General features: G+C 55.0%; 22 protein-coding genes and 1 pseudogene. 11 read left to right on the forward strand and 12 right to left on the reverse strand.

Going from position 1 to position 24,608, the window contains the following annotated elements; all coding sequences use genetic code 11:
* The first annotated feature begins 2 nt into the window (after positions 1–2).
* From recX to QP802_RS01105, 3 genes and pseudogenes are all read left to right on the forward strand, one after another.
* Complete coding sequence (recX, locus tag QP802_RS01095; protein ID WP_284817459.1) at positions 3–605, forward strand: recombination regulator RecX; 603 nt, start codon at positions 3–5, stop codon at positions 603–605.
* Between the two features lie 99 nt (positions 606–704).
* Positions 705–2,231: a tRNA (N6-isopentenyl adenosine(37)-C2)-methylthiotransferase MiaB gene (gene miaB / locus QP802_RS01100; protein ID WP_256020332.1), complete on the forward strand. Its 1,527-nt coding sequence runs from the start codon at positions 705–707 to the stop codon at positions 2,229–2,231.
* A gap of 20 nt (positions 2,232–2,251) precedes the next feature.
* Positions 2,252–2,839 (forward strand): annotated as a pseudogene (locus QP802_RS01105) (Rv2732c family membrane protein); the annotation flags it as partial.
* Here QP802_RS01105 and QP802_RS01110 read toward each other — a convergent pair.
* On the reverse strand, positions 2,836–3,888 hold the full coding sequence (locus tag QP802_RS01110) for a GNAT family N-acetyltransferase (RefSeq protein ID WP_284817460.1): 1,053 nt from the start codon (positions 3,886–3,888) through the stop codon (positions 2,836–2,838). The pseudogene QP802_RS01105 and the gene QP802_RS01110 overlap by 4 nt on opposite strands.
* An 11-nt stretch (positions 3,889–3,899) precedes the next feature.
* The gene (locus QP802_RS01115; RefSeq protein ID WP_369822077.1) at positions 3,900–5,279 is read right to left on the reverse strand and encodes a DUF349 domain-containing protein; all 1,380 of its coding nucleotides are present in this window, start codon (positions 5,277–5,279) and stop codon (positions 3,900–3,902) included.
* A gap of 578 nt (positions 5,280–5,857) precedes the next feature.
* Between QP802_RS01115 and QP802_RS11165 the strand changes: the two genes are divergently transcribed.
* Together QP802_RS11165 and miaA are read left to right on the forward strand one after the other, a co-directional pair.
* Positions 5,858–6,037 (forward strand): hypothetical protein, encoded by a 180-nt coding sequence (locus QP802_RS11165; protein ID WP_350338458.1) that lies wholly within the window; start codon positions 5,858–5,860, stop codon positions 6,035–6,037.
* Positions 6,034–6,948: a tRNA (adenosine(37)-N6)-dimethylallyltransferase MiaA gene (gene miaA, locus QP802_RS01125; RefSeq protein ID WP_240492805.1), complete on the forward strand. Its 915-nt coding sequence runs from the start codon at positions 6,034–6,036 to the stop codon at positions 6,946–6,948. Before QP802_RS11165 ends, miaA begins: the two co-directional genes overlap by 4 nt.
* Here miaA and QP802_RS01130 read toward each other — a convergent pair whose 3' ends face one another.
* Complete coding sequence (locus QP802_RS01130) at positions 6,949–7,464, reverse strand: hypothetical protein (protein ID WP_070362331.1); 516 nt, start codon at positions 7,462–7,464, stop codon at positions 6,949–6,951.
* Positions 7,465–7,480: 16 nt separating this feature from the next.
* The gene (locus QP802_RS01135) at positions 7,481–8,245 is read right to left on the reverse strand and encodes a hypothetical protein (RefSeq protein ID WP_070976745.1); all 765 of its coding nucleotides are present in this window, start codon (positions 8,243–8,245) and stop codon (positions 7,481–7,483) included.
* Between the two features lie 127 nt (positions 8,246–8,372).
* Here QP802_RS01135 and hflX point away from each other — a divergent pair, with 127 nt between their 5' ends.
* Positions 8,373–9,890, forward strand: coding sequence for a GTPase HflX (gene hflX / locus QP802_RS01140; protein WP_070362333.1), 1,518 nt, complete (start codon positions 8,373–8,375; stop codon positions 9,888–9,890).
* 19 nt (positions 9,891–9,909) lie between these two features.
* Here hflX and nagB read toward each other — a convergent pair whose 3' ends face one another.
* Positions 9,910–10,671, reverse strand: coding sequence for a glucosamine-6-phosphate deaminase (nagB, locus tag QP802_RS01145; RefSeq protein WP_070362334.1), 762 nt, complete (start codon positions 10,669–10,671; stop codon positions 9,910–9,912).
* A 62-nt stretch (positions 10,672–10,733) separates the two neighbouring features.
* Here nagB and QP802_RS01150 point away from each other — a divergent pair, with 62 nt between their 5' ends.
* Positions 10,734–12,026, forward strand: a complete 1,293-nt coding sequence (locus QP802_RS01150) for a uracil-xanthine permease family protein (RefSeq protein WP_070362335.1) — start codon at positions 10,734–10,736, stop codon at positions 12,024–12,026.
* Between the two features lie 58 nt (positions 12,027–12,084).
* Here QP802_RS01150 and QP802_RS01155 read toward each other — a convergent pair whose 3' ends face one another.
* The 5 genes from QP802_RS01155 to lexA all read right to left on the reverse strand — a co-directional run bounded on the left by QP802_RS01155 (position 12,085) and on the right by lexA (position 17,232).
* The gene (locus tag QP802_RS01155; RefSeq protein WP_070363496.1) at positions 12,085–12,354 is read right to left on the reverse strand and encodes an HPr family phosphocarrier protein; all 270 of its coding nucleotides are present in this window, start codon (positions 12,352–12,354) and stop codon (positions 12,085–12,087) included.
* Between the two features lie 67 nt (positions 12,355–12,421).
* Positions 12,422–14,476, reverse strand: a complete 2,055-nt coding sequence (locus tag QP802_RS01160; RefSeq protein ID WP_070362336.1) for a PTS fructose transporter subunit IIABC — start codon at positions 14,474–14,476, stop codon at positions 12,422–12,424.
* A 22-nt stretch (positions 14,477–14,498) separates the two neighbouring features.
* Complete coding sequence (locus QP802_RS01165) at positions 14,499–15,467, reverse strand: 1-phosphofructokinase family hexose kinase (protein ID WP_070362337.1); 969 nt, start codon at positions 15,465–15,467, stop codon at positions 14,499–14,501.
* A 159-nt stretch (positions 15,468–15,626) separates the two neighbouring features.
* Positions 15,627–16,412, reverse strand: a complete 786-nt coding sequence (locus QP802_RS01170) for a DeoR/GlpR family DNA-binding transcription regulator (protein ID WP_284817462.1) — start codon at positions 16,410–16,412, stop codon at positions 15,627–15,629.
* 136 nt (positions 16,413–16,548) lie between these two features.
* Positions 16,549–17,232 carry a transcriptional repressor LexA gene (gene lexA, locus QP802_RS01175; RefSeq protein ID WP_070976759.1) on the reverse strand — a complete coding sequence of 228 codons (684 nt, stop codon included), beginning with the start codon at positions 17,230–17,232 and terminating at the stop codon, positions 16,549–16,551.
* Between the two features lie 205 nt (positions 17,233–17,437).
* Between lexA and QP802_RS01180 the strand changes: the two genes are divergently transcribed.
* Both QP802_RS01180 and nrdR read left to right on the forward strand, forming a co-directional pair.
* The gene (locus tag QP802_RS01180) at positions 17,438–17,830 is read left to right on the forward strand and encodes a hypothetical protein (protein WP_143000867.1); all 393 of its coding nucleotides are present in this window, start codon (positions 17,438–17,440) and stop codon (positions 17,828–17,830) included.
* 49 nt (positions 17,831–17,879) lie between these two features.
* On the forward strand, positions 17,880–18,341 hold the full coding sequence (gene nrdR, locus QP802_RS01185) for a transcriptional regulator NrdR (protein ID WP_070362341.1): 462 nt from the start codon (positions 17,880–17,882) through the stop codon (positions 18,339–18,341).
* A gap of 13 nt (positions 18,342–18,354) precedes the next feature.
* Here nrdR and hrpA read toward each other — a convergent pair whose 3' ends face one another.
* Positions 18,355–22,266: an ATP-dependent RNA helicase HrpA gene (gene hrpA / locus QP802_RS01190; protein ID WP_284817463.1), complete on the reverse strand. Its 3,912-nt coding sequence runs from the start codon at positions 22,264–22,266 to the stop codon at positions 18,355–18,357.
* 15 nt (positions 22,267–22,281) lie between these two features.
* Positions 22,282–23,238 (reverse strand): hydrogen peroxide-inducible genes activator, encoded by a 957-nt coding sequence (locus QP802_RS01195; RefSeq protein ID WP_070479000.1) that lies wholly within the window; start codon positions 23,236–23,238, stop codon positions 22,282–22,284.
* A 136-nt stretch (positions 23,239–23,374) separates the two neighbouring features.
* Between QP802_RS01195 and QP802_RS01200 the strand changes: the two genes are divergently transcribed.
* Positions 23,375–23,971 carry a peroxiredoxin gene (locus QP802_RS01200; RefSeq protein ID WP_252930837.1) on the forward strand — a complete coding sequence of 199 codons (597 nt, stop codon included), beginning with the start codon at positions 23,375–23,377 and terminating at the stop codon, positions 23,969–23,971.
* Positions 23,972–24,055: 84 nt separating this feature from the next.
* Positions 24,056–24,580, forward strand: a complete 525-nt coding sequence (gene ahpD, locus QP802_RS01205; protein WP_256000254.1) for an alkylhydroperoxidase, AhpD family — start codon at positions 24,056–24,058, stop codon at positions 24,578–24,580.
* The last annotated feature ends 28 nt before the right edge of the window (positions 24,581–24,608 follow it).

The raw sequence follows: 24,608 nt of genomic DNA on the forward strand, positions 1-24,608 counted from the left end.
ACGTGGCAACACCAGATCCGGAAAAGATTCAACGCCTGCGGGACGCACTTGCCGAATGGGAAGCTACCGGTGGGAATGGAGAACTCTTCAATTATGAACGTGAAGAAGCCCTCGCTCCAGTGCGGCAGCGTGCGTTAAGGTTGCTGGATCAGCGACCGCGATCAGAGCATGAACTCAGGGAGCGTCTTGTCAAGGCTGAGTTCCCAGCGCCTCTCGTTGATGAGGTACTGGCGTCTCTTCGCGCATCCTCGCTTCTCGACGATCGTCGCTTTGCCCATGAATGGGTTCGACAGCGGGCGAAACGTCGAGGAAAGTCGAGAAGCTTTCTGGACCGCGAGCTCAGGGAAAAAGGAGTCTCAGAAACAGATCGGCGCGCCGCGCTCGCACAAATCAGTGACGAGGACCAACACGCAATTGCTGAAGCCCTCGCGGAAAAGAAGGCGCGAGAAGTGAAAACACCACCAGCGGGGCACGCGGAGTACACCCGCGCGCTGCGCAGGGTTGTCGGAGTGCTGGCGCGTCGAGGCTTTCCACAAGGTATGTGCATGTCTATCGCAAGAACTGCACTAGATACAAGGGTTGAATCACTTCGAGAGACTTCCTAGGGAGCAATTTGCGGCGTTTGGGCGGGGTAGTTGGCAGTGGCTAGAATGTTCAGCCGTGCCTGCGTAGGCCCGCGTAATCAACCAGGAAAGGCGAACCAGATGGCTGCATCAAGGACATACGAAGTACGAACCTTCGGATGCCAAATGAACGTTCATGATTCGGAGCGGTTGTCGGGTCTGCTGGAAGATTCGGGGTACGTGGCAGTTGAAGATGGGCAGGCCCCAGACCTCATCGTTTTCAACACCTGTGCCGTGCGTGAAAACGCAGACAAGCGTTTGTACGGAACGCTTGGACATTTGAAAAAGGTTAAGGAATCGCAGCCTGATTTGCAGATTGCGGTTGGTGGATGTCTGGCGCAGAAAGACAAAGACCATGTTATCCAGAGAGCACCGTGGGTAGATGCGGTCTTCGGGACCCACAATATGGGCTCACTGCCGGTACTGCTGGAACGTGCACGAGTACAGGGCGAGGCGCAAGTTGAAATTGCAGAAGCGCTCGAAGTATTTCCTTCTGTTCTTCCAGCGAAACGTGAAAGTAGCTATGCGGGCTGGGTTTCGGTGTCTGTCGGGTGCAATAATACGTGTACATTCTGTATCGTTCCGAGTCTGCGTGGCAAAGAAGTTGATCGCCGTCCGGGCGATATCCTCGCCGAGGTACAGGCGCTCGTGGATCAAGGCGTCTTAGAAGTCACTTTGCTTGGCCAAAACGTCAATGCTTACGGTGTGCATTTCGTTGACGAGGAAATGGAGCGAGATAGGTCCGCGTTTTCAAAACTGCTACGAGCGTGTGGCGAGATCGATGGCCTCGAGCGTGTTCGCTTCACCTCCCCGCACCCCGCAGAGTTTACATCTGACGTCATCGACGCAATGGCAGAAACCCCGAACGTTTGCCCGCAGCTACATATGCCGTTGCAGTCGGGGTCTGACAAAGTACTCAAGGACATGCGCCGTTCGTACCGATCCAAGAAGTTTTTAGGCATTTTGGATGAGGTCCGTGAGAAGCTTCCTGAGGCTTCGATCACCACCGATATCATTGTCGGATTCCCAGGCGAGACGGAAGAAGACTTCCAGGCAACGCTTGATGTAGTTGAGAAGGCACGATTCACGTCCGCCTATACATTCCAGTACTCACCGCGCCCTGGGACCCCGGCGGCTGAAATGGAAAACCAGGTTCCGAAAGCTGTGGTGCAGGAGCGGTTCGAACGACTGCTTGAACTCCAGGAACGAATCAGCCTGGAAGAGAATGAAAAGCTCGTCGGATCTGTGCAAGAACTCCTTGTTCAGCAGGACGAAGGTCGAAAGCACGAGACGACTCACAGAATGTCAGGACGCGCTCGCGACGGCAGGCTCGTGCACTTTGCTGTCGATGAGGCCAATCGATCTGCCATCCGTCCGGGTGACATTGTTACCGCTCGTATCACCGAAGCAAAGTCATATTTTCTGATCGCGGATTCTGGTGTGCTTTCACACCGACGCACACTCGCGGGTGATCACGCTGAGGCAGGCGAGGTACCAACGACTGCACCTGTTGGGGTGGGACTTGGAATTCCTACGGTTGCACGTCCAGACATCGTTCCAGTGACTAACGTAAGCAACACTGGCTGCTGCACGACTCCTGAAGCGTAAACCACGCGACTACTGGAAGGGAGACTTCAATGAAAATGGAATTAGGATCCGCGCGCTGGGTACTCGGTATTGCAAGTATTGGGTGGCTTGTTGCGCTGTTTTTGCCCTTCGTTGGTGACATTCCCGGATGGCAGGTGCTCGCGGTGGGCGAAGGCGCCCGCAGTGCAGATACCAAGATCACGGAGTACGTATTTGTATGGCTAGGCTTCTTAGGCGTAGGCGTTTGCACGTCGCTAGTGACGGTTTCGCGACGTTTCGGAATGGCCACAGCCGCGTGGATGATTTCAACAGTTGCCCTGGTTAGCTCGTTGCTGGCAGTGTGGCTGCGGAAGTCGAGTACCGGTGTTGCAGGAACGTTTCAGCACGGGCCCGGGTTTTACCTAGAAGTTGTCGCGGTACTCCTGGTCGTGTTGACGTACATTCCGTTGTTCGTGCGAAAGACAGCGGTTGCCCCGGAACTGCTCCGGAATCAGCCAAGCGAAATCGACGCGGATATCGCGGATGCGCAATTGAATGCGACGCGGACTCATCAGGAGCAAGAAACGAACCCACTGCTTGTCGATGACCGACGGGCGAACGCGGCACGACGCCACAAAAGAAGCAACTAGCTATCGAGCTTTGGTACGCCCTTCTGCCAGGCCGTCGCCTGGCTTATCCCGGTTGGGGCATAGTGGTCGAGAATGTGGCTCGCACCCGGCTGCGGGTTGGGATAAGAAGCGTAGATCTGCTTCGTTTGTGGCCAAATCGAGAGCGCGGCTGATATCGCAGAAGCCAAGGCGCGCTTGCCTAAACCGAGTCCCCGGTTTGCCTCCCGTACGTACACCAGCCCGATTTCTGCAACAGAATCTGCGTCATTCTCGAATTTTGCTACTTCTGCAAGCCCGACCGGTTTCCCTGAGACATCACGGGCAATGGCGGTGATCTGGGAGCCGCCGCGGTCCTTGAGACGTGCAGCAGCGTCCTGAAGACGGGACGCTGACCACTGGACAGGCTCGAGCGATAATGAGCCACGAGGGTATTTCGCTGCGGACTCCTGGAGAGTAGCTAAGAAGGAGGGCAGATCAGTAGGGTCGAATGCCATGTCTTCAATCACGTCGCACCTATCATTCTGGTCAGGCGCCACGATAGCGTCCGCGTTGATAATTGCCTGTCGCTCACAGTGCGCCGGCGTGTAGCCGTCAGCGCGAAGGAATGGGTGCTCCGGTGCCCCCAATGGCTCCGTGATCCAAATCTGACGGATGGGACGGTGCAACTCTGCAGAAAGCGCGTCAATCAGCGCGAGCGCACTTCGCCATACGTGCGCCGGCTGATCCTCTCCGGGAAGAGGAGCGATGGAGGCGTCGATAGTGACGTTCGCTTCTAACACATCGACGTCCTCAAGTAGAGGAAGCGATATGAGCACCCAGCCTTCGACGTCGTACAGATCATCCTCAGTCAGCACTGGGTAACCGAACGCTCCAAGGGGCCGTGGCGCTGGTTTGCTACACAGCGCGAAGAGAAGCGCTAACGATTCTTCGGATCCCTCCAGGCGTTTCGCGAGATGGGCTGCACTCACTCCGGAGTGCGCTTCTCCCGTAATGTCCTGGATAGCAAGCGTGACTGAGAATGCGTAGGAGGAGACTGCGGCGTGTGACGGGTCGGCACTCCCTACGATCAAGGGATATAGCACTACTGCTCGTCGACGGCCTTCGCTGCGACGTTGGCAAACTCCTGCCACTGCTCGGCCTGTTCACGGAGCTTCGCCGCCTTGGAGGAATTCCCGGCTGCCTCAGCTTCCTGAGCCTGCTGCAGGAAGTGATCAGCTTTCTCCTGGAACTGATTCACCCGCGCTTGTGCCTCAGGGTCTGCTTTGCGCCATCGTGATTCCTCTGCATCCGCTACGCGCTGTTCCAGCCGAGCAATCTTGTCTTCGTACGTACGGACCTTGTTGCGAGGCACAAATCCAATTTCGTCCCACTTCTCCTGGAGCTCACGCAGCTTGGCACGTGCCGCACCTAGACCCTTCTCTGGAGTGATGAGCGCATCGTACTCATCTATAAGTGCGTCCTTAGCTGCAGCATTTGCTTCAAATTCGCGGTCGCGCTCCGCGTTTACGGCGTTGCGGGCGGCGAAGAAGTGATCCTGAGCAGCGCGGAACTGTGCCCACAGCTCATCGTCGACGCCACGTGGGGCGCGTCCGGCTGCTTTCCACTCATCCATCAGAGAGCGGTAGGCACGGGCGGTGGCGTTCCAATCCGTTGAGTCCTGGATTGCCTGCGCGCGGGCGATGATATCCTCCTTGATACGACGAGCCGTTGCGCGATTCCTATCGAGCTCAGCGAAGTGAGCCCCACGACGGCGATTGAAGGCATCGCGTGCACGCGAGTAGCGCTTCCAGAGCGCGTCGTCGGTTGTGCGATCGATACCGCGGATCGTCTTCCATTCTTCGAGGATCGCTCGAATCCTGTCCCCGGCAGCCTTCCAGTCCGTAGACTTCTCGGCGATCTCCTCAGCCTCGGCCGCTAGACTTTCCTTTTTGGCAATTGCGTTAGCCCGTCGGGTCTGCTTGAGTTCCTTTGCTTCGTGTTCCGCAACCTCTGTTTTGCGCAGTAATTCTTCTAGGCGTGCCTCGAGCGCTGCGAAGTCGCCAATTGCGGCGACGTCTTTCAGCGAGTCTTTCAGCTCAGTCACGCTGCGATGCAGAGTGTGTGCGTCCTCTGGGTGTGCAGTGAGTCGCGCCTCCAGGACTTCAGTTTCGACGATGAGGTCGTCGAAACGCTGCCCGTAGTGGCGAAGTCCTTCCTCGGGAGACCCGGCCTGCCAAGATGCGATCTGACGCTCAACGCCGTCACGGGTGACAAAAACATTGCCGGCATCATCGACGCGCCCGAACTTCGACGGATCAGTGTTCGCTGATGACGACTGAGCATGCGCGAGTGGAACAACCCGCTGTGAAGGAACAGACTGTGCCGCACCTGGACGAGGTCCGGGCTTCGGCGTTTGCTTCGGCATGGCAGCCGGGTTCGGACGTCCAGCTGGTGGCTGTGGCTTTGGAGTCGAGGAAGTCATGAAACAGTCCTTTCACAAATAGCTGTGCCGCGCGTCACGGCGCCGAGATACATAATCGACGGCATTCTCGTCTTCATAACTCTAGCGTGTTGCAGACGAACATGCGTCATGTGTCATGGTTTCAACTCCGAGAAAACCCCACTATGGTGGGCGAGGTGAATGAAGCCCGTGCCTGCCTACTTGTCATGCCTGGTTCGCCAGCTCTCGTGCGAGAACTCGCACCTGCTGACGAACCGTCGCAGCGTTTGCTGAACTCAATTAGAGAGACAGCCGGAAAACTGACGAAAACTATTGACATTGTGTGCAGCCACGACAGGAGATGGGCAACGCACCTTGCTGGCTCGTTTGCTGCCTGGGGAGCACCACACGTCGAAGTAGGAGGTGGGCACGTATTAGGCGAACTTGTCGCCAGATACTGCCTTCACGGGGCTACGGTGCGTGAGAGTCGTGAGCACCTGTTGCCGTTAGATCCTTCAGTGCTCACAGTGATGGTAGTCGATGGACCTGCAGGGCTGACAACTCGCGCCCCGCTAGCGTTAATCCCTGCGGCTGCTGATACGAACGACAAACTCCAGGCTTTGTTGTCAGGAAAGCAAAGCTCCCTGATCCGTGAGCAGGAAATGCGAGACGCAGGAGTACTGGAACCAGATATTTGGCTTGAGCTACAAACACTGCAGCCAACGAAGGCCACACTCGTAGACGTAGACGACACGTTGGGCGTTGGTCGGTATGTTGCTTACTGGGAGGTAGAGCAGTGAACAAGGAGATCGGACACCAACCAGTAGCAATCGTCGGCCCGACGGCTTCAGGTAAGTCCTCGCTGAGTCTCGCGCTTGCGCACGAACTCGATGGTGAGATTGTCAACGTTGACTCGATGCAGCTTTACCGCGGGATGGATATCGGCACTGCCAAATTACCTCTCGCGGAGCGACAAGGAATACCGCACCACCTGCTTGATATCTGGGAGGTTACGAAAACCGCCAGTGTCGCAGAGTATCAGCAACGAGCGGTGGAGACCGTTGAGGAGATCTCCAATCGAGGAAAGCTGCCGATTCTCGTTGGTGGGTCCATGCTGTACATGCAGTCACTTGTCGACGCTTGGCAGTTCCCGCCAACCGACCCCGAAGTCCGCGGGCGCTACGAGTCTCTATTGAAGGAAATCGGAATAGATCGCCTTCATGCGCAGCTAGCTGCAGTTGACCCTGTGGCGGCGTCGATAATTGAAGACCGTGACCCCCGGCGCACAGTGCGTGCACTCGAAGTCATTGAGCTTACTGGTAAGCCTTTTCAGGCATCTCAACCCCCCAAAAACGCCCCTACACGCTGGGGTACGCGCATGATTGGGCTGGAGACAACCCCAGAGTGGCTCAACCCGCGGATTGCGCAGCGTACTGATGCGATGTTCGAGCAGGGGCTCATCGATGAGATTCATCGGTTGGTGGGCCAGGGATTAGCGAAGGATTCGACTGCTGGCAGGGCTATCGGATACGCCCAAGGACTTGGAGTTATCGACGGCCACCTCACCATCGACGAAGCCTGCGAGGACACCAAACTGCGAACGCGGCGCTATGTGCGGCGTCAGAAATCCTGGTTTAGGCGCGACAAACGAATCACTTGGATTGACGCGGCGAACTATGACGTTGCGGAACTAGTAGCACAGCTTGGTTGATTACGACGGACCAATTTCTCGAGCAGCGTTACGGGCAGCCACCCAGGCGTCCTCAAGCTCGAGGGCGCGCTCGTCCGCAATTCGAATGAGTTTTTCAAGGTGGACGCGTTCCAAGTCCGGTGACTGCAAGTAGGTGTCAACGCGCGCGAGAAAGCGCTGTGCCGCACTGTACTTGAGATGAAATTCGCTGATTTCTGGTACAGAAAGATCGGTGTTCGCAAGCGCGGGAAAATGAAGCGTGCGGTCGGCCAACGCCTGCGTCGAGCTACCATGTTGCAAGTTATCAAATGCTTCAACGATGTCGCGGATGTCATCGCACGCAATCAGAAGCGATGAGCGAAGCGACTCTACTTCCGGGTTAGGAATAAAACGCCTGCGGGTCAAAAGCGCCGTGACACCAATCAGCCCGGCGATGATGGCGCCAGGAGTCTTGAGGAGCAGCACAAGCAGCACCATGACGGCGAAGATCAGGGCGCCCCACAGTGCTATGGAAAGATCACGACGTGCTGGATCCATGAGTAGTGCCTAGTTCCTAGCAGCCGCCACCGCAACCGCAGGAGCCACCACAACCACCACATCCGCCACCTGTAGGCACCGGGATGGTACCGACCATGACGGCGTTGCCTGCGATGACTTGGTCGCGTTGGGGGAGATCGCCATCAGGTAAGCAAACGTCGAATGGAAACGCCCCGTCGACTGAAACATGAATGAAGCGGTCACCCGTCAACTCCGACGTGCGGTATTCAGCTTCCAGCACGCGTGCGGAAAAAGTGGCTTTTGCATCGGGGGAGGAGGCTGCCCCAGTTGCAATCGCTTCGGCTCCTGCAGAAATGACTGTGCCAACCGTGCTACCAGGGTGCTCCTCAAGATAAGCAGAGGTGGATTCGTACGTGCTCACATCGAGTGCAAGGGCGGTCACGCTGAGCTCTTGCCACTGGATTGTGGGCTCATCGACGATCAATGGCTCCTGCGCCAGGTTTAGCGTCAGAGATCCGATTGGATTCCCATGTGGATCCACAACCTCAGCAAGCGCAACCACATCGGTTGCCGGGGTGATGTGCGCGTTTGTGCGTGTGATGCCCTCAAAGCCGGCAAAGGTGGCGAAAGGCTCAACTGCCAAGATATTCAGCTGCGCACCAGAGTGGTCCTGGTATTGGACCATTTGGCCGCCACGTACCTCACCGATAACACCGAGGCGACCGGATGCGATTGCAGCTTCTACCGCGTCTTGCCACTTAGGAAAGCTCAGGCCGATCGCTGCCAGATCCTTGTTTTCAGTCAGAGGTTGTTGGTTCATAAATGTGAAGCCTAGTCGAATGCGCTCTGAGGTGAAGAAATGTGGTGGAAGAAAAATGGGTGGGCTACCGTTGAGCAAGGAAGAAAGCGAAAAAAGTTACGTATACCCACTATTTTTGAAAGCTTGCATGAATTCGAAATCAACCACTCCTGATTCGCATGAGGCGTTGCTGGATGAAGCGTTTCGCCATAACGCACAGACGCGCACCGAAACCTCGGGAACAGACCTATCGACGCCAACACAGGGCGCACTCGACCTAGAGGAACGAAACTCGTTTCGTCGCGTAAACACCACGACAGAGCTGCGCAACGAAGACCGGGAAGACATCTACGAAGTCGAGTACCGTAAACTGCGGCTCGAGCGCGTCATCCTTGTTGGAGCATGGACTGAAGGTTCCACTGCCGAAATGGAAGCAAACATGCGGGAATTGGCAGCACTGACCGAAACCGCAGGCGCTGAAGTTATTGACATGCTCTATCAAAAACGAGATAAGCCGGATCCAGGGACATACATTGGTTCCGGAAAGGTGAAAGAGCTGCGCGAGATTGTCGACGCCAGTGGAGTGGACACCGTCGTATTCGACGGTGAGCTATCCCCTGGTCAAATGGTGGCGCTAGAGGAAGCCCTCAACTCTAAAGTGATCGACCGAACGATGCTCATTCTGGATATCTTTGCTCAACACGCAAAGAGCAAGGAGGGCAAAGCACAAGTTAGCCTCGCGCAGATGGAGTATCTCTACACCCGTACCCGTGGTTGGGGCGGCAACCTTTCGCGCCAGGCCGGTGGTCGTGCGGGTTCGAATGGCGGCGTTGGTTTGCGCGGTCCTGGTGAAACCAGAATTGAGGCAGACCGGCGAAGGTTGCGCTCAGAGATGGCAAAGCTGCGTCATCAATTAGCAGACATGGAGACTGTTCGTCAGATTAAGCGCGCGAAGAGGCAGAGCTCGACGACACCCAAGATTGCGATTGCCGGATACACGAACGCAGGGAAGTCCTCACTCATTAACGCAATGACGGACGCCGGCGTGCTTGTGGAAGACGCATTGTTTGCAACGCTTGACCCATCCACGAGACGCGCAACGCTGGCTGATGGGCGAAACGTCGTTTTGACGGACACAGTTGGTTTCGTTCGGCACCTGCCGACCCAGTTGGTCGAGGCGTTTAAGTCGACGCTGGAGGAAGTGAGCAATGCAGACCTTTTGCTACACGTCGTTGATGGAGCAGACGAGTTCCCACTCAAGCAGATTGCTGCCGTGAGCGAGGTGCTGGCAGAGATCACGCGAGATAAAGATTCCGAATTGCCTCCGGAGATTGTGGTCGTCAACAAGATTGACTCCGCTGACCCTGTGGTTTTGGCAGAGTTACGCCACGTGTTTGACGCGACCGGTCGGGAAGCGGTGTTTGTCTCAGCGCTCACGGGTGAGGGTATTGCTGAACTCGAGGGAAAAATCGAGATGTTCCTGAACACGCTCGATGAGCATGTAGTCATGCTGATCCCCTACACCCGAGGAGATGTTGTCTCACTCGTCCATGAACACGGGACGATTCGCTCCGAAGAATATGAAACCGACGGCACCAGGATCGATGTCCGCTTGCCACGAGTTCTGGCGCGCCAGTATGACGAGTTTGTCCAGCAGGTCTACTAGAGACTGCTGGAGTGGTGAATTAACGCCAGTAGGCGTCGATCTCCTTGTAGAACTCCACATCGCCGAGGCCGGATGCTGCGGCTTCGTCGAGTAATATGCACACATCGTTGTGCATTTGCAGCGATGAGGCAGGGCAGAAAGAGCTCAAGGGCCCTTCGATCATTGCTTGGACAGCCTCGGCCTTCGCTGCACCGGTAGCGATGAGGAGGATCTTCTTCGCTTCCAAGATGGTGCCGATGCCCTGTGTCATTGCCTGGCGAGGCACTTCATCTTCTGACTCGAAGAAGCGTGCGTTGTCAGCAATGGTCCGCGGGCGTAGATCAATCAGTCGGGTCCGGGAACTCAGCGAGCTGGTCGGCTCGTTGAAAGCGATATGGCCGTTCGCGCCGATGCCGAGCAGCTGAATGTCGACACCACCGGCGTCTTTCATCATGGACTCATACGTCGCAGCCTCTTGCTCCGGATCGGCCGCTGAGCTGCTAAGCGAGTGCACGGCCGCGTCATCGATATCGATTGATGCCGTCAGCTCGCGTCGGATTGTGGACCAGTATGACTGCTCGTGGTGTTGATCGATTCCGTAGTATTCGTCGAGCAAGAATGCGTCACAGTCGGCGAAGCTGAGGCCTTCCTCGCGGTGCTTTCGGATTAGTGCCTGATACGTTGGACTCGGTGTCGAGCCAGTAGCAAGACCAAGCGTTGCACCTTGCTTGACGAATGGTTCAATCATGTTTGCAGCGAAATCGCCAATTTCGTCTGCCGTGCGGCGAATGAAAATCTCCATGCGTATTACGCTACTTTGCCCAATTCGCTTTCGGCAATTATCTAGCGACATAATATGAGCCTGTGAGTAAAACTATTGGATGGACCTTGCATGGCGACGGGCGCCGCGTTCTGCCCGGCGCGGTGGTCGCCCCTGATGAACGCCTTTCTTGGCCTCGAACAATTGGCATCGGCATGCAGCATGTCGTAGCAATGTTCGGAGCCACACTTCTCGTTCCAACGTTGACGGGATTCCCTGTAAACACAACGCTGCTGTTTTCAGGACTGGGAACCATCATCTTTTTGCTGATTACCCGTAATAAACTGCCTAGCTACCTTGGCTCGTCATTCGCTTTCATCGCGCCGCTGTCTGCGTCGTCCCAGTACGGAATCGGCTCTCAGTTGGGCGGGGTACTCATCACGGGTCTGACGTTGATTGCAGTTGGCTTTGTTGTTCAACTTGCAGGCAAGAAAGTTATCGACGCCGTCATGCCTCCCACGGTCACTGGTGCCATCGTCGCGTTGATCGGTTTCAATCTTGCGCCGACTGCCGTTTCTAATGTGGAAACTCAGCCCGGGGTCGCGTTTGTCACGCTCGGCACGATTGCTCTGCTGACTGTCGCTGCGAGGGGAATGCTGTCTCGTCTGAGCATTCTGATCGGCGTCATCGTCGGCTGGGTGTTTGCGGCGCTCACTGGCGGGTTATCGGATGATGCACTGGACACAATTGGCGCTAGTCCTTGGATCGGCTTGCCGCAGTTCCATACGCCAGAGTTCCACCTCTCAGCGATTTTGGTGACGCTTCCTGTCATCGTCGTGCTGATCGCGGAGAATATTGGTCATGTCAAGGCAGTTTCTGAGATGACGCAACGCGACCTGGACCCATACCAAGGCAGGGCGTTGATCGGTGACGGTATCGCGACGACATTGGCTGGTGGCTTTGGCGGCTCTGGTACAACGACTTATGCGGAGAACATTGGCGTGATGGCTGCTACCAAGGTTTACTCGACGGCTGCGTATTGGGTCGCATCGTGTTTCGCGATCGTTTTGGCGTTCATCCCGAAGTTCGGCGCAGTCATCTTCACAATCCCAGCCGGTGTGCTGGGCGGAGCGTGCCTGGTTCTTTACGGCCTGATTGGAATGCTTGGTGTACGTATTTGGCAGGATAACAAGGTAGATTTCACGAACCCGGTGAACCTAACAGTTGCGGCTGTGGCACTCATTGTTGGTATCGGCAACCTGTCGTTCACTGTCGGTCAGGTGACGCTTGAGGGCATTGCCCTGGGGTCGGTCGGCATCATCGTGTTCTATCCTCTGTTGAAGTGGATTTACAACACAGTGGGTGAGGGGCAGTTCAACGCTGCATCTCGAAAATAGCTCGAACAAGCAAAAGCCCGAGCGCTCAGATGTAGCGCCCGGGCTTTTGTTGTGGGATTTACTCTTCGTCGAGGTTCTTCTCGATCAATGCGGCAATCTTTTCAACTGCCTCACTGTTGTCAGAGGTAACGGTGACCTCATCACCGAACTCGGCGCCCATTGCCATGATCATCAACGAGGAAGCAGCATCCGTCTCTTCCTCGTCCTCGTCACCGACAAGGGTCAGGATGACCTCGTCATCGTATTCACCGGCGGCGTCAGAAATAATGGTTGCTGGACGTGCGTGCAGTCCAACGGTGGATCCGACTTTAACTGTCTTTGAAGCCATGTGCTTCATCCTTTCTGCTTTGAAAGTATCTATCGAGTTTCTGTATTCAGTTTAGGGGCCTGTGTCCTTAGTTCGCCACCGCTGCAGGTTCTGCTTGGGCAGCGACCTTCTGGATCTCCTCGTTTGGCCAGAACTGCTTAGCGACGATGACCGCTACAGTTGCGACCGCCACGCCTGCAATGAGCGCGACGAACAGTCCCCACCAAGGCTCGTAGGCAAAGAGCACGAAGAGACCACCGTGTGGAGCCTGCACACCAACATTGAGTGCCATGCTGACCGCGCCAGCAGTGGCGCCACCGAGCATCATCGAAGGGATAACGCGGAACGGGTCAGCTGCAGCAAACGGGATTGCGCCCTCGCTGACAAACGACAGTCCGAGGAGCCATGCGGATTTGCCGTTCTCTTGCTCCGCCGGGGTAAACAATCCTTTGCGGAGGAACGTCGCGATTGACAGTGCGATCGGGGGAACCATGCCAGCAATCATTACAGCCGCCATAATTTGGAAGCTTGCCTCCGTTCCCGCAGACAGACCAGCGGTTCCGAAGAGGTACGCCGCCTTGTTGACTGGGCCACCTAGGTCAAAGCACATCATGAGCCCGATGATGACGCCGAGCAGGACCGCAGAGGATCCGCTCATCGACTCAAGCCAGCCCTGCAGTCCCAGCATGAGAGACTCAAGCGGACGCCCCAACAGTAAGAACATGATGAGGCCGATAGCAAGGGAAGTCAGCAGCGGGATGATGACCACTGGCATCAGGGACCCGAGCCAGCGCGGAACCTTCCATGTCTGGATCCAGTATGCGATCAAACCAGCCAGCAGACCTGTGACAAGGCCGCCGATAAAACCTGCGCCAACCATGACGGAGATAGCACCGCCGATAAATCCTGGCGCGATACCTGGACGTCCTGCAAGGCCATACCCGATGTAGCCGGAGAGCGCCGCAACAACGAAGCCCATGCCCATCTGGCCTGTCGCGAACATGACAGCACCGAGATACAGAAGCCAGCCGGAACGGCGGAACGTCATCATTTCACCGTCGACATCGATTGTATGTCCAGGCAGGTGGGTCGGGGAGAAGTTCGTGACGAGGGACTGCCAGCCATTCGCCATGTCGTATCCGCCGAAGAGGAAACCAAGCGCGAGGAGCAGGCCGCCTGCTGCAACGAAAGGCACCATGTACGACACACCGGTCATTACAGCTTGCTGGATCTTCTTTGGCCAGCTTTCACCAGAGGAAGCGGAGTCTTCTCGCTGCTCCGATCCCGCCGTGGTGACTCTTGGTGCATTCGGATCGTTTGCAGCGGCAATGGCCTCGTCGATCATCTTGTTTGGCTCGTTGATGCCACGCTTTACTGGACTATCAACGACCGGCTTGCCTGCAAAACGTGCTTTGTTACGCACAGCAACATCATGGGCGAAGATTACGGCGTCAGCACTGTCGATGTAGGCCTGATCCAGAGGATCGCCGCCGGAAGAACCTTGCGGCTCCACCTGAAACTCGACATCATCGCGAGCCTGCGCAGCTTGTGTCAGAGCGTCGGCTGCCATGTATGTGTGGGCAATGCCGGTCGCGCACGATGTAACAGCTGCAATCCTAAACTTTTTCACGCCATCGGTCTTGCCCGTCGCAGCGGGAGTAGGTGCTGCGGCAGTTTTCTTCTTAGGAGCAGCGTTGACGACGTCCAGCACCGCGTTGACGACCGTTTGCTCATCCTTTGCCTCGCGGAGCTGAGTTACGAAGTCGCCGCGTACCAAGGCACGTGCGAGCTTGGAAAGGATCTTCAAATGCGCCTTACCGCCGCCTTCAGGAGCAGCGATCAAAAATACAAGCTCTGCGTCTCCATCTGGCCCCGAGAAGTCAACGGGCCGCTGTAACCTGGCAAAAACCAACGTTGGGGTTTCGACTGCTTCGGTGCGGCAGTGGGGGATTGCAACACGGCCATTCACACCGGTGCCAGCTTTCTGCTCACGGGCGTAAGCTGCGTCGGCTAGCTTCAAGCTGTCGCTTGCTCGGCCTGCGTCCTGGGCTTGCTGCGCGAGGTGTTCGATGACCTCTCTTGGCGTCGACCCGTAGTCCACATCGAGACTAACGAGTTGTGGAGTGATGATGTTGTCACTCATGGTGGACTCCTGTTCTCTTAAATTATGAATCGATTTCTACGACTTGGGTTTGTTCCAAGTTGATGTCGTCAGGGCTTGGAATCCCGGTACCTGGTAGGCCTGCTGCAGCAGAGCCATAGGCGACCGCGGTTTGGAGGCACTGGTCCAACGGCAGGCGTTGAGTGCGAGCCATAACATATCCAGCAAGTGAGCTGTCGCCTGCTCCAACGGTAGATTTCACAACAGTCGGTGGGGGCGTTGCTGCCCAGGCAGAGTCTGCGGTGACCAGGCAAGCACCTGCGCCACCGAGGGTGACGAGAATTTCTTTAGCCCCTCGCTGAATCAAGCGTTTCGCTGCCTGAACAACCTCGGAGTAGTCTCCGGCTGAAGCGCTAGTCTCTAGTACATGCCCATCGGCTCCCACCAATTGCGCTAATTCAAAAGCGTTGGGTTTCAGGATATCGGGGGCTGCAGATTCAAGCTGATCTCCCAGCTTTACCAGGGGTTCGTCTGATGTGTCGACGGCCACCAGTACGTCTTCGGCGAGCCTCAATCGGATTTCTCGGGTCAACGTTGCGTAGAGATCCGCCGGGGCTCCACTTGGCAGCGACCCTGCCATGACGACGGCCTTACATTCGCTGCTATGCGAATCAAGCGCGTCGAGGAACCCCTGCTGGACATCAATGGTGTATTGAGGGCCAGGCTCATTGATTTTGGTAGTCGTACCGTCGGATTCAGTAATCGCAGTATTGGTACGGATATTGCCCTCAACCGGGATGAAAACAAAAGGAAAACCGAGTCGGTTAGCAGCGAACTTGAAAGGGTCGCTTTCCCCGCAGGGAACTACAGCGAGTGCCGCTCTTCCAGCCTTCGCTACGGCGTGGGCCACGTTGACGCCTTTTCCGCCAGCTTCTCGCGTAGCGGTAATGGCACGGGCGACTTCGCCGCGACGCAACGTTGCTACAGAAAGCGTTGCATCTGTACTTGGATTCGGAGTGAACGTCAGAATCATGTGGCGCATCCTTAGAGTAATTGGTGCTCTGTGGGGTAGCGCCTACCGAAAGTCTGTTGTGCAGCTGCAGTATCGAAAAGCGCTACTAAAGCCATAATGCCCGATTATGTCCGTTAATGCAATAGAACGGGCACAATCGGGCATTTGATTCCTTTTGTTTCACTCTTCGGCAAGGACGACCTTGATTCCACGCTCCCGCAATTCGCTGACAAAGCTCTCTGGTACGTCTGTGTCGGTAACAACGACGTCAATTGCGTCTAGCGGCGCAAAGCTAACTAGATAATCATTGCCGAGCTTCGTGGAGTCGCAGAGCACAACTACCTTGCGTGCATTGGTGACCATTGAAGATTTGACCGCAGCCTCTTGGGCGTCGGCGGTAGAGAGGCCGTGGTCAATAGTCAAGGCATTCGTGCCAATAAAAGCAACATCTGCACGCATAAGCGCGAGAGTGCGTAATGCCGTATCGCCTACAACAGCTTGGGTGATTGCACGGACTGTCCCCCCGAGGAGCTGAACGTCTGTAAGCCCGCAGGATGATAGGTCTAGCGCGATCGGGAGGGAGTTCGTAACTATAGACCAATGTTGTGTTTTTCCTGCTGCGGCAATAAGATCGGCCAGTCCATTGATGGTGGTGCCGGCGTCGAGAAAGATGCCAGCGCCAGGATCCTCTGGGAGAAACTGTGTCGCAGCGCGCGCGATCGCCGATTTGGCGGTCGGTGCCGACCGGAACCGGGCATCAAGAGAAAACTCTGTGGTGAGAAATGATTGGCTAGCGACGGCTCCGCCGTGAACGCGGTGGACAATTCCTTCATTATGGAGAATTGCCAAGTCCCGCCTGATGGTCTCGGCTGTTACATCAAACCGTTCGGCCAGCTCCGTAACATTCACGCGTCCTTCGACTGCGGTAAGTGACGCGATCTGCCTTCTTCTCTCTTCGGCGTACATACAACTCCTCCGTGGGGCAACCACGAATCAGCAGGGTTCAAAAATTAGGTTGCCCCTATTGTTGCAAAACCGTGCGCCCGAATGCTTTTACATGTGTTTGATAGCCCCCGGTTGGGGGCGAAATGGCGAAAAATGGCTACAGGGTCCGGAAAACAGAGACCACTTTGCCCATAATCTCGGCGTCGTTGCCTTGTATCGGAGAAAAGGCATCGTTATGAGGAATGAGCCATACTCCGGAAGAGTCCTTATGAAACTCCTTGACAGTTGCCTCCCCGTCAATTAGCGCTGCTACGAACTCGCCCTCTTCGGCAACATGTTGTGAGCGGATGACTACCCAGTCACCATTGAGAATGCCTGCATCGCGCATTGATTCTCCAACCACCTGAAGCATGAAGAGGTCGCCGCTATCGAGTAGTTCTTCCGGCAGGGGGTAGTAGTGTTCAATGTTTTCCTCTGCCAGGATCGGAGTTCCAGCGGCGATTTGGCCGAGGACAGGGATCATCCGTGCTGGAGAAGTTCCATCAATGTCCGCATCGTCTTTCGGTGTAACCGAACCTCCCATAGATTCTGGCAGGTGGCGGAGGTCTACGGCTCGTGGCTTGTTTGGGTCACGGCGAAGGAACCCTTTCTTTTCGAGCTCCTTCAGCTGGTAGGCGACAGAAGAAGTTGATTGGAGTCCTGCGGCGTCGCCGATCTCTCGAATGCTTGGTGGATAGCCACGTAATACGACGGCGTCGCGAATGACTTGAAGGATTCGCTTTTGTCTGTCTGAAAGTACGCTCATATCGAACTTTTCACTGGTTGTGTTCTTGCGTGCCATGGGTCCTCACATTGAGTCTCGATAGTGTCTTCTGTACAGAATATATCAAAGAGGGCAAATATGTTCGATAGTTGGGGGGGGTTGTGGGGATCTGATATGAGATGGTATAAATCGAACATAGAAGTTAAATCGAACAAATACGCTAAAAATGTTTCGCGTGAGATGAGAAACCTTCGAATTCGCGAAATGAAGTAAGGGGCATTTTATGAGCATCATTGACCAGGCGAAAATAATTTCTACTCGTGCTGATATGGCGGGAGCTCCACTTGCACCACGGTCTTCAATGCCAGCTGAAGTGTGGGATTTTGTACCCATGCGGGGTGATCGAGGGGGTGAGCCGTCACGCCACGAGCAGGTTATCAACCAGAACTTTCGTTGCCGCTGGGCGGCTGCAGATGCTCCCGAGCCAACCGTTTATTCTTCCGCCGAGCCTCAAGAGCAGCGAGCAAACGTTCTAATGGGAGCCCTTCTTGGGGTAACTATGTTCGTCGCTGTACTTATCTCGGGCGATTTCGGTAATAGCGAGTGGGACTCGGTGTCGCGGGACGATTCGAACGTTGCTCATAGCTATGAAGTCGCTTCTGCAGCGCAACGTTAACCCGCTAATGTAGGGGGTGATAACTGTTCTCCGAGAAAGTGGGGTGTAGATGTACTGTCCGTTTTGTCATCACGAACAATCGCGAGTTACAGATTCTCGTGTTGTAGACGGGGGCTCTGCTATCCGGCGGCGGCGAGAGTGCACATCGTGCGGGGGCCGATTCACAACGATCGAGAAGGCCGTGCTGACCGTTGTGAAGCGCAATGGAGTAACTGAACCGTTCGACAAGGAAAAGTTGATCGTTGGTGTTCGGCGTGCTTGTCAAGGCAGGAACGTTAGCGACGACGCATTGAAGCGGCTAGCGCAGCAAGTAGAGGAGACGGTTCGGGCCCAAGGAAGTTCTCAAGTTGCGGCAAATGACATTGGACTGGCGGTATTGGAACCGCTTCGCACACTGGACGAAGTTGCGTACCTGCGATTTGCCTCGGTGTACAAGTCTTTTGAAAGCGCCGAAGATTTTCAGTCGGAAATCCGCTTGATGAAACGACGCGAGCGAGAGGGACTGGAATAAAGTCCGAGGCTCACTAGCGAAGTTTATCGACCATTTTTTCAATACGACGCACGCTCACAGGCTTTTGGGTGCCAAGGTGTTGTGCAAACAAACTCACTCGCAGCTCCTGAATTCGCCACATCACGTCCTTGTATGCGCGTGTCTTCCTGCGTTGGGCAGGGAGCTGTTCCAATCGTCGCTCTAGGTAAGCCTTAGCATTTGCTACTTCAGCCTGCCGCTCTTCGTCACGTTCCGGTTCCGCTTCTAGATGCTCAAGCCGTATCTGGATTGCCTCTATGTAACGGGGGAGGTGCTGTAGGTGTTGCATGCCATGAACCGTGATAGCGTTCGCGGGCAGCATGAATGCTAGTTGCTCCCGAATATCGTCAATCGCAGGACCAGACCAATTCTTGAGCTCTTGCATCAAATCTGAGTATGCAGCGAGACCTGGCGCGATCGATACAATTGATCGTCGGACAGCTCCCGGAATAGTCGGTTTAATTCTCGCACATAGTGCGTCGAAATCAGCAGGTGACCTCACAGGGCCGCCGGCTTGAATCATCGCGTCGCGGATTGCTGCAATGCGAGCGTCTTCGACAAGGCCGGAAGCCCCGCCATGTGGATACCTATCAACAGCGACACGTTGCTGTAGTGGCAGTCCCTTCGTCATCTGAGTATCGGAAACCTCGATTGCCCGCAGCAGCAACGTGAGCGTTGCCGTCATCATTGATGCATCAGCACTCGCCCGGGTTGGATGCACAGCAACGCGAACGCCTTTGGGAGTCACCTCGAGCGCAGGATAGGCCTCGACTTTGTTGCCATCAATGGTTGTGGTCGTACTTTCGGGAATATCGCCGAGTGTGTCTTCGGTCCATACAGGAACTTCGGCAGTTTCAGAGTGGCGGCTTGCTTTCGCGACTGAAGAACGAATCTGTGTGGCCCGACGCTTCTTCAAAGCAAGGAGACTCTTGTCTGAGTCGACAATCTTCCCACGTTTATCAATGACTGCAAACGTTATGAGCAAGTGCGGTGGCAGCAGGTGCGTGCGGAAATCATGCCCGCTAATGCCGCTGGCACCCAATTCAGTGAGGACCTGAGCCAGTGCTTCGGTAACCGACGTGCGTGGATCGAACGTCATACGCTCAAGTGCACGGTCAGCGAAGTCTGGAGCGGGGACGACGCCCTTGCGTAGTGGTTTCGGCAGTGAACGAATGAGTTCAGTCAGCAACTCTTTACGTAGCCCAGGTACAAGCCAGTCAAATCCGACTGATTCAACGCTGGCCAGTAGAGGCAGGGGAATTGCGATGGTAACACCGTCGTAGGCGGTTCCAGGCTCGAATTTGTACGACACATCGAACCGCATCGACCCTTGTGACCATGACATTGGAAAGTCTTCTGCAGAGATAGTCTGGGCAGAATCGTCAACGAGTTTACTTGGATCAAAGTGAAGATATCCGGGATCGAGCTGCCGTTGCTTCTTCCACCAACTGTCAAAATTGTTCGCTGTTGTGACTGAATCCGGCAGTTTCACGTCGTAGAAATTGAATAGAGTGTCTTCGTCAACGACGATGCCCCTACGCCGTAGCTTTTCTTCAACTTCTGCGGCTTCGCTTAGCAACAAGCTGTTGTGTTCGAGAAACTTATGAGTCCTCGTCCAATCGCCGTCAATGAGTGCGTGACGAATAAACATCTCGCGCGCAGCCGTAGGATCAACGCGGTGGTAGGGGATAAGTCGGTCTCGCACGATAGGGATGCCGTACAATAACGATTTTTGATGAACCATTGCGCATGCGCGTTTCCGTGACCAGAACGGTTCTGAATAGACATGTTTCAGGAGTGATCCTGCCGCGTGCTCGATCCATGAGGATTCTACTTTTGCCACGTCTCTGGCCCAAAGCCGCGAGGTTTCTACAAGCTCGCTTGCCATCAAAAACTCTGGTGGGGTCTTGGCCAGCGATGACCCTGGGAAAATCAGGAAACGGGTACCACGAGCACCTTGGTATTCCTTGCTGTTTCCGTCGCGAGCACCGATATTCGAAAGTAAGCCAGTGAGCAATGCTCGATGAATCGAGTCAGCGTCACGTTTCGTTGTCATTGTCATTGCTTTGTCGACGTCCCAGCCCAGTCGACGTTCGACGTCGCGGAGCTGACGAACGAGGTCGTGCCATTCACGAATTCGCATATAGTGCAAATACTCACGCTTCATGCGCTTTCTGAACTGATTGCCTGAAAGCTCTTCACGGAGACCTCCGACGTAATCCCAGAGCTTGAGCGCTGAAAGAAAGTCGGATGTCTTGTCTTTGAAGCGTGCATGGGCTTGGTCTGCTTGTGCCTGAAATTCCAGGGGGCGTTCGCGCACGTCTTGAATCGACATATGGGCGACAACTGCGGTGACATCCTCCAACACCCGGTAGCGTTCGGCCTCGACGAGCATGCGAGCCATCTTGGGGTCGACTGGGATTTTCGCAAGCGTATGGCCAATTTTCGTGAGTTTTGGAAGTTCACCCTTTGGTATTGCTTTGATTGCACCGAGCTCGTACAAGAGCGTAAGGCCATCGCGAATAGCTTTGTCGTCTGGGGATTCCACGAATGGAAAGTGCCGCATGTCGCCGAGATTGAGAGAAATCATTTGCAGGATTACACTTGCCAAGTTGGTCCGCAATATTTCAGGGTCAGTAAATTCCGGGCGTGAATTAAAGTTCTCTTCCGAGTACAAGCGGATAGCGATACCGTCAGCAACACGTCCACAACGGCCCGAGCGCTGGTTTGCTGAGGCTTGGGATATCTCCTCAATTGGAAGACGCTGTACTTTAGTCCGCGTTGAATACCGTGAAATGCGAGCGAGGCCAGTGTCCACAACGTAGTGAATTCCCGGCACTGTGAGCGAAGTTTCGGCGATGTTCGTAGAGAGGACGATCCTACGCCCGCTATGTGGGGAGAAGACGCGGTGCTGTTCTGCGTTCGAAAGGCGTCCGAAAAGTGGCGCGACTTCAACATTCTTCCAATGCTGCTTTTCAATTGCTTCCATGCAGTCACGGATGTCACGTTCTGAGGCGAAAAAGCAGAGGATGTCACCGTCGCCTTCTGCCATCAACTCCTTGATGGCGTTGATAACACCGTCAATCATGTCAATATCAATTTCACGATCGCCGGCATTTTCGACGAGCGGACGGTAGCGCACCTCAACCGGGTAGGTACGACCTGAAACCTCAATAATCGGGGCGGGGTTGCCTTCTTCGTCACAGAAGTGCTGCGCGAAGCGTTCGACGTCAATGGTGGCGGACGTGATGATGACCTTCAGGTCGGGGCGTTTAGGGAGAAGCTCCTTGACGTATCCAAGCAAAAAGTCGATGTTCAGGGAACGCTCGTGCGCCTCATCGATAATGATGGTGTCATACGCGTTGAGGAACCGATCACGCTGAATCTCCGTAAGGAGAATTCCGTCTGTCATGAGCTTCACTGAGGTAGTGGTGCTGACCTTGTCGTCGAAGCGAATAGCGTAGCCGACCGATTCTCCAATGCTCTGACCTAATTCGTCCGCTATGCGTTCAGCGACAGTTCTAGCAGCGAGACGGCGCGGCTGAGTATGCGCGATACGCCCTCGTCGACCGCGGCCGAGCTCGAGCAGCATCTTAGGAATCTGGGTGGTCTTGCCGGATCCAGTTTCACCAGCAATAACAGTCACTTGGTGGTTCGCGACAGCTTCTAAGATGTCATTCTTGCGCTGAGAAACCGGGAGTGCATCTGGGTACTCGATGTTCGGAATGAGTTCATCCCGCGCCCGAACGACGTGCAAGCTTCGGGCAATTGCCTCTTCAACTTTGTTAAGTTCCTTGCCGTTCTTGGCCTGTCGAATGCGACGGCGAAGACGTCGGACATCGCGTAGTTCCACGTTGTCTAGTTGGCGGAAGAGTTCTTTCTTAGGTGTTTGTTCCTGGTCCTTCATAACTAGCGTCCCAGTTTAGCGGGACAGAATCGCATCACTGGTTTTCGCTACCTCTTTGTACGCCTTTCTACACAACGCTCCAAGTTCCTCAAACTCATGGATGCGGGAAGAAGAAGAGCGGTAGGCCAGTCCAATTGTACGCTTCGCGTCGACACTCTTCTGGAAGGTAGAAAGCCCCAAACCAGGACGTGTGCACTCAGCTGCAATAGCTGACTTGGGAACGAGGGTTGATCCAAGGCCAGCCACAACCAGCTGCATGATGGTAGTCAGTGACGCAGCCCGTGTATCTGATTGGCTTGAATTTGAGGGTGTAGTTTGAACGTTCTTGCAAAGGTCAACTATTTGGTCGCGCAGGCAGTGGCCGTCGTCGAGAAGAAGCAAATCGAGTTCTTCCAGGACATCGAGAGTAAGGTTTTGGAGCCCAGACAACTTGTGTTTCTCATTTGTTACGACGATGAAGTCTTCGTCATAGAGTTCCAATTCACTGACTCCAGGCGCGTGTGTAGGCAGGGCTAGCAGCGCCACATCGACGTTTCCGTCGCGCAATTTAGCGAGTAGGTGCTTGGTGGGCTCTTCGATGATTCGAGGAGTTAAATCGGGGAACTCGCTCTGAATCAGTTGTAAAAGGGTGGGCAGGATATACGGTGCGATGGTGGGGATGATGCCGATATTGAGAGGCCCGGAAAGGACCCCATGTGCACCGCGGGCATGTGCAACAAAAGCATCGGCTGCTTCAAGCGTTGCTTTCGCATAGGGGAGGAGCGCCTCCCCAGTTGGAGTGACGATGACCTTTCGGGTGGATCGCTCGATAAGTTGAATCCCTAAACCGGTCTCTAGCGCGACCAATGCCTGGGATAATGACGGTTGAGAAATGTTGAGCTTGCTCGCAGCAGTGCCGAAGTGCCTATTCTCGGCGATGGTCACAAACGTACGAAGTTGGGCCAAGGTTGGTTTATATTCTTTATTGTTCATTCTTATAACCATACGGCATTGCAATAGGTTTTGCTGTTGAAATTGCGCGGCGTTTCTGGCACAATGTTTGACAGAGTGCGAGCGATTGCATTCCAAGACCGTATATATACGACATCTCACATTCGGAGGTTAAGCTATGGCAATTCTGACTGTAGGCGAGCGTTTCCCTGAGTTCGATCTGGTAGCGCTGAAGGGTGGCGACCTTCATGAGGTCGACGCAACAAGCCCAGAGGACTACTTCGAGAATGTATCCCTGGAAAAGTACGAGGGTAAGTGGAAGGTCGTTTTCTTCTACCCGAAGGACTTTACGTTCGTCTGCCCAACCGAGATCGCAGCGTTCGGCAAGCTGAACGAAGAGTTCGAAGATCGCGATACGCAGGTCCTTGGTGGCTCCACTGACAATGAGTACTCCCACTTCAACTGGCGTGCAACGCACCCAGATCTGAAGGCCGTTCCGTTCCCAATGTTTGCTGATGTCCGCCACGACTTGATCCGTGCACTGGGCGTTGAAAATGAGGCAGGCGTCGCTGATCGTGCAACGTTCATCATCGACCCAGACGGCGTCATCCAGTTCGTGTCTGTCACCCCGGATGCTGTTGGCCGTAACGTCGAAGAGGTCCTTCGCGTTTTGGATGCTCTCCAGTCCGAAGAGGTCTGCGCCTGTGACTGGCAGAAGAACGACCCAACGAAGAACATCGACAAGTTGGCTGTCGTTCAGGAATCCCTGAAGTAAATGAACTCCGAGTCCCCGTCACTAGTCCAATACTCAGTGACGGGGATTTATTAATAAACAATAGAGAGGAAAGAGAAAAGAGATATGTCGATCGATAACCTGCGCAGCGCTTTGCCTGAATATGCAAAAGACCAGAAGCTGAACCTTGGCTCCTTGACACGCTCTACAGAGCTGAACGAGCAGCAGCTGTGGGGCACTCTCGTTGCTTCCGCTGCAGCGACAAAGAACCCCACCGTGATCTCTGAGATTACGGACGAGGCCAAGGAGCACCTGTCTGAAGAGGCTCTCGATGCCGCTTTCGGCGCAGCAACTGTTATGGCAATGAACAACGTTGCCTACCGCGCAAAGGGCTGGCTCGGCGATGACTTTGCACAGGTAAAGTTTGGCCTTCGCATGAACATCATCTCGAAGCCTGGCGTCGAGAAGGCAGACTTTGAGCTGTGGTCGCTCGCAGTATCTGCTATCAATGGCTGCGAGCATTGCGCTGTTGCACACTCCAATGTCGTGCGCGAAGAGGGCCTGACCAAGGAGCAGGTCTGGGAGGCAGTAAAGATTGCTGCTGTTATCCAGGCCATTGCGCAGACCGTAGTGGTAGAAGACGCACGCTAACTGTTACGTCTTCTGCACGATAGTCGGC

Origin of the sequence: Corynebacterium sp. UMB10119B (assembly GCF_030228125.1) — a bacterium.
GTDB classification, from domain to species: Bacteria; Actinomycetota; Actinomycetes; order Mycobacteriales; family Mycobacteriaceae; genus Corynebacterium; species Corynebacterium pseudogenitalium.

Bases quoted from the DNA above. Each gene is read 5' to 3' on its own strand.
- QP802_RS01130 (WP_070362331.1), bottom strand. From the start codon at position 7,464: ATGGATCCAGCACGTCGTGATCTTTCCATAGCACTGTGGGGCGCCCTG.
- QP802_RS01200 (WP_252930837.1), top strand. From the start codon at position 23,375: ATGGCAATTCTGACTGTAGGCGAGCGTTTCCCTGAGTTCGATCTGGTA.
- QP802_RS01195 (WP_070479000.1), bottom strand. From the start codon at position 23,238: ATGAACAATAAAGAATATAAACCAACCTTGGCCCAACTTCGTACGTTT.
- QP802_RS01115 (WP_369822077.1), bottom strand. From the start codon at position 5,279: ATGACTTCCTCGACTCCAAAGCCACAGCCACCAGCTGGACGTCCGAAC.
- ahpD (WP_256000254.1), top strand. From the start codon at position 24,056: ATGTCGATCGATAACCTGCGCAGCGCTTTGCCTGAATATGCAAAAGAC.
- QP802_RS01160 (WP_070362336.1), bottom strand. From the start codon at position 14,476: ATGAGTGACAACATCATCACTCCACAACTCGTTAGTCTCGATGTGGAC.
- QP802_RS01180 (WP_143000867.1), top strand. From the start codon at position 17,438: ATGAGCATCATTGACCAGGCGAAAATAATTTCTACTCGTGCTGATATG.
- QP802_RS01170 (WP_284817462.1), bottom strand. From the start codon at position 16,412: ATGTACGCCGAAGAGAGAAGAAGGCAGATCGCGTCACTTACCGCAGTC.
- miaB (WP_256020332.1), top strand. From the start codon at position 705: ATGGCTGCATCAAGGACATACGAAGTACGAACCTTCGGATGCCAAATG.
- QP802_RS01165 (WP_070362337.1), bottom strand. From the start codon at position 15,467: ATGATTCTGACGTTCACTCCGAATCCAAGTACAGATGCAACGCTTTCT.
- nagB (WP_070362334.1), bottom strand. From the start codon at position 10,671: ATGGAGATTTTCATTCGCCGCACGGCAGACGAAATTGGCGATTTCGCT.
- QP802_RS01155 (WP_070363496.1), bottom strand. From the start codon at position 12,354: ATGGCTTCAAAGACAGTTAAAGTCGGATCCACCGTTGGACTGCACGCA.
- lexA (WP_070976759.1), bottom strand. From the start codon at position 17,232: ATGGCACGCAAGAACACAACCAGTGAAAAGTTCGATATGAGCGTACTT.
- nrdR (WP_070362341.1), top strand. From the start codon at position 17,880: ATGTACTGTCCGTTTTGTCATCACGAACAATCGCGAGTTACAGATTCT.
- hrpA (WP_284817463.1), bottom strand. From the start codon at position 22,266: ATGAAGGACCAGGAACAAACACCTAAGAAAGAACTCTTCCGCCAACTA.
- hflX (WP_070362333.1), top strand. From the start codon at position 8,373: ATGAATTCGAAATCAACCACTCCTGATTCGCATGAGGCGTTGCTGGAT.
- QP802_RS01135 (WP_070976745.1), bottom strand. From the start codon at position 8,245: ATGAACCAACAACCTCTGACTGAAAACAAGGATCTGGCAGCGATCGGC.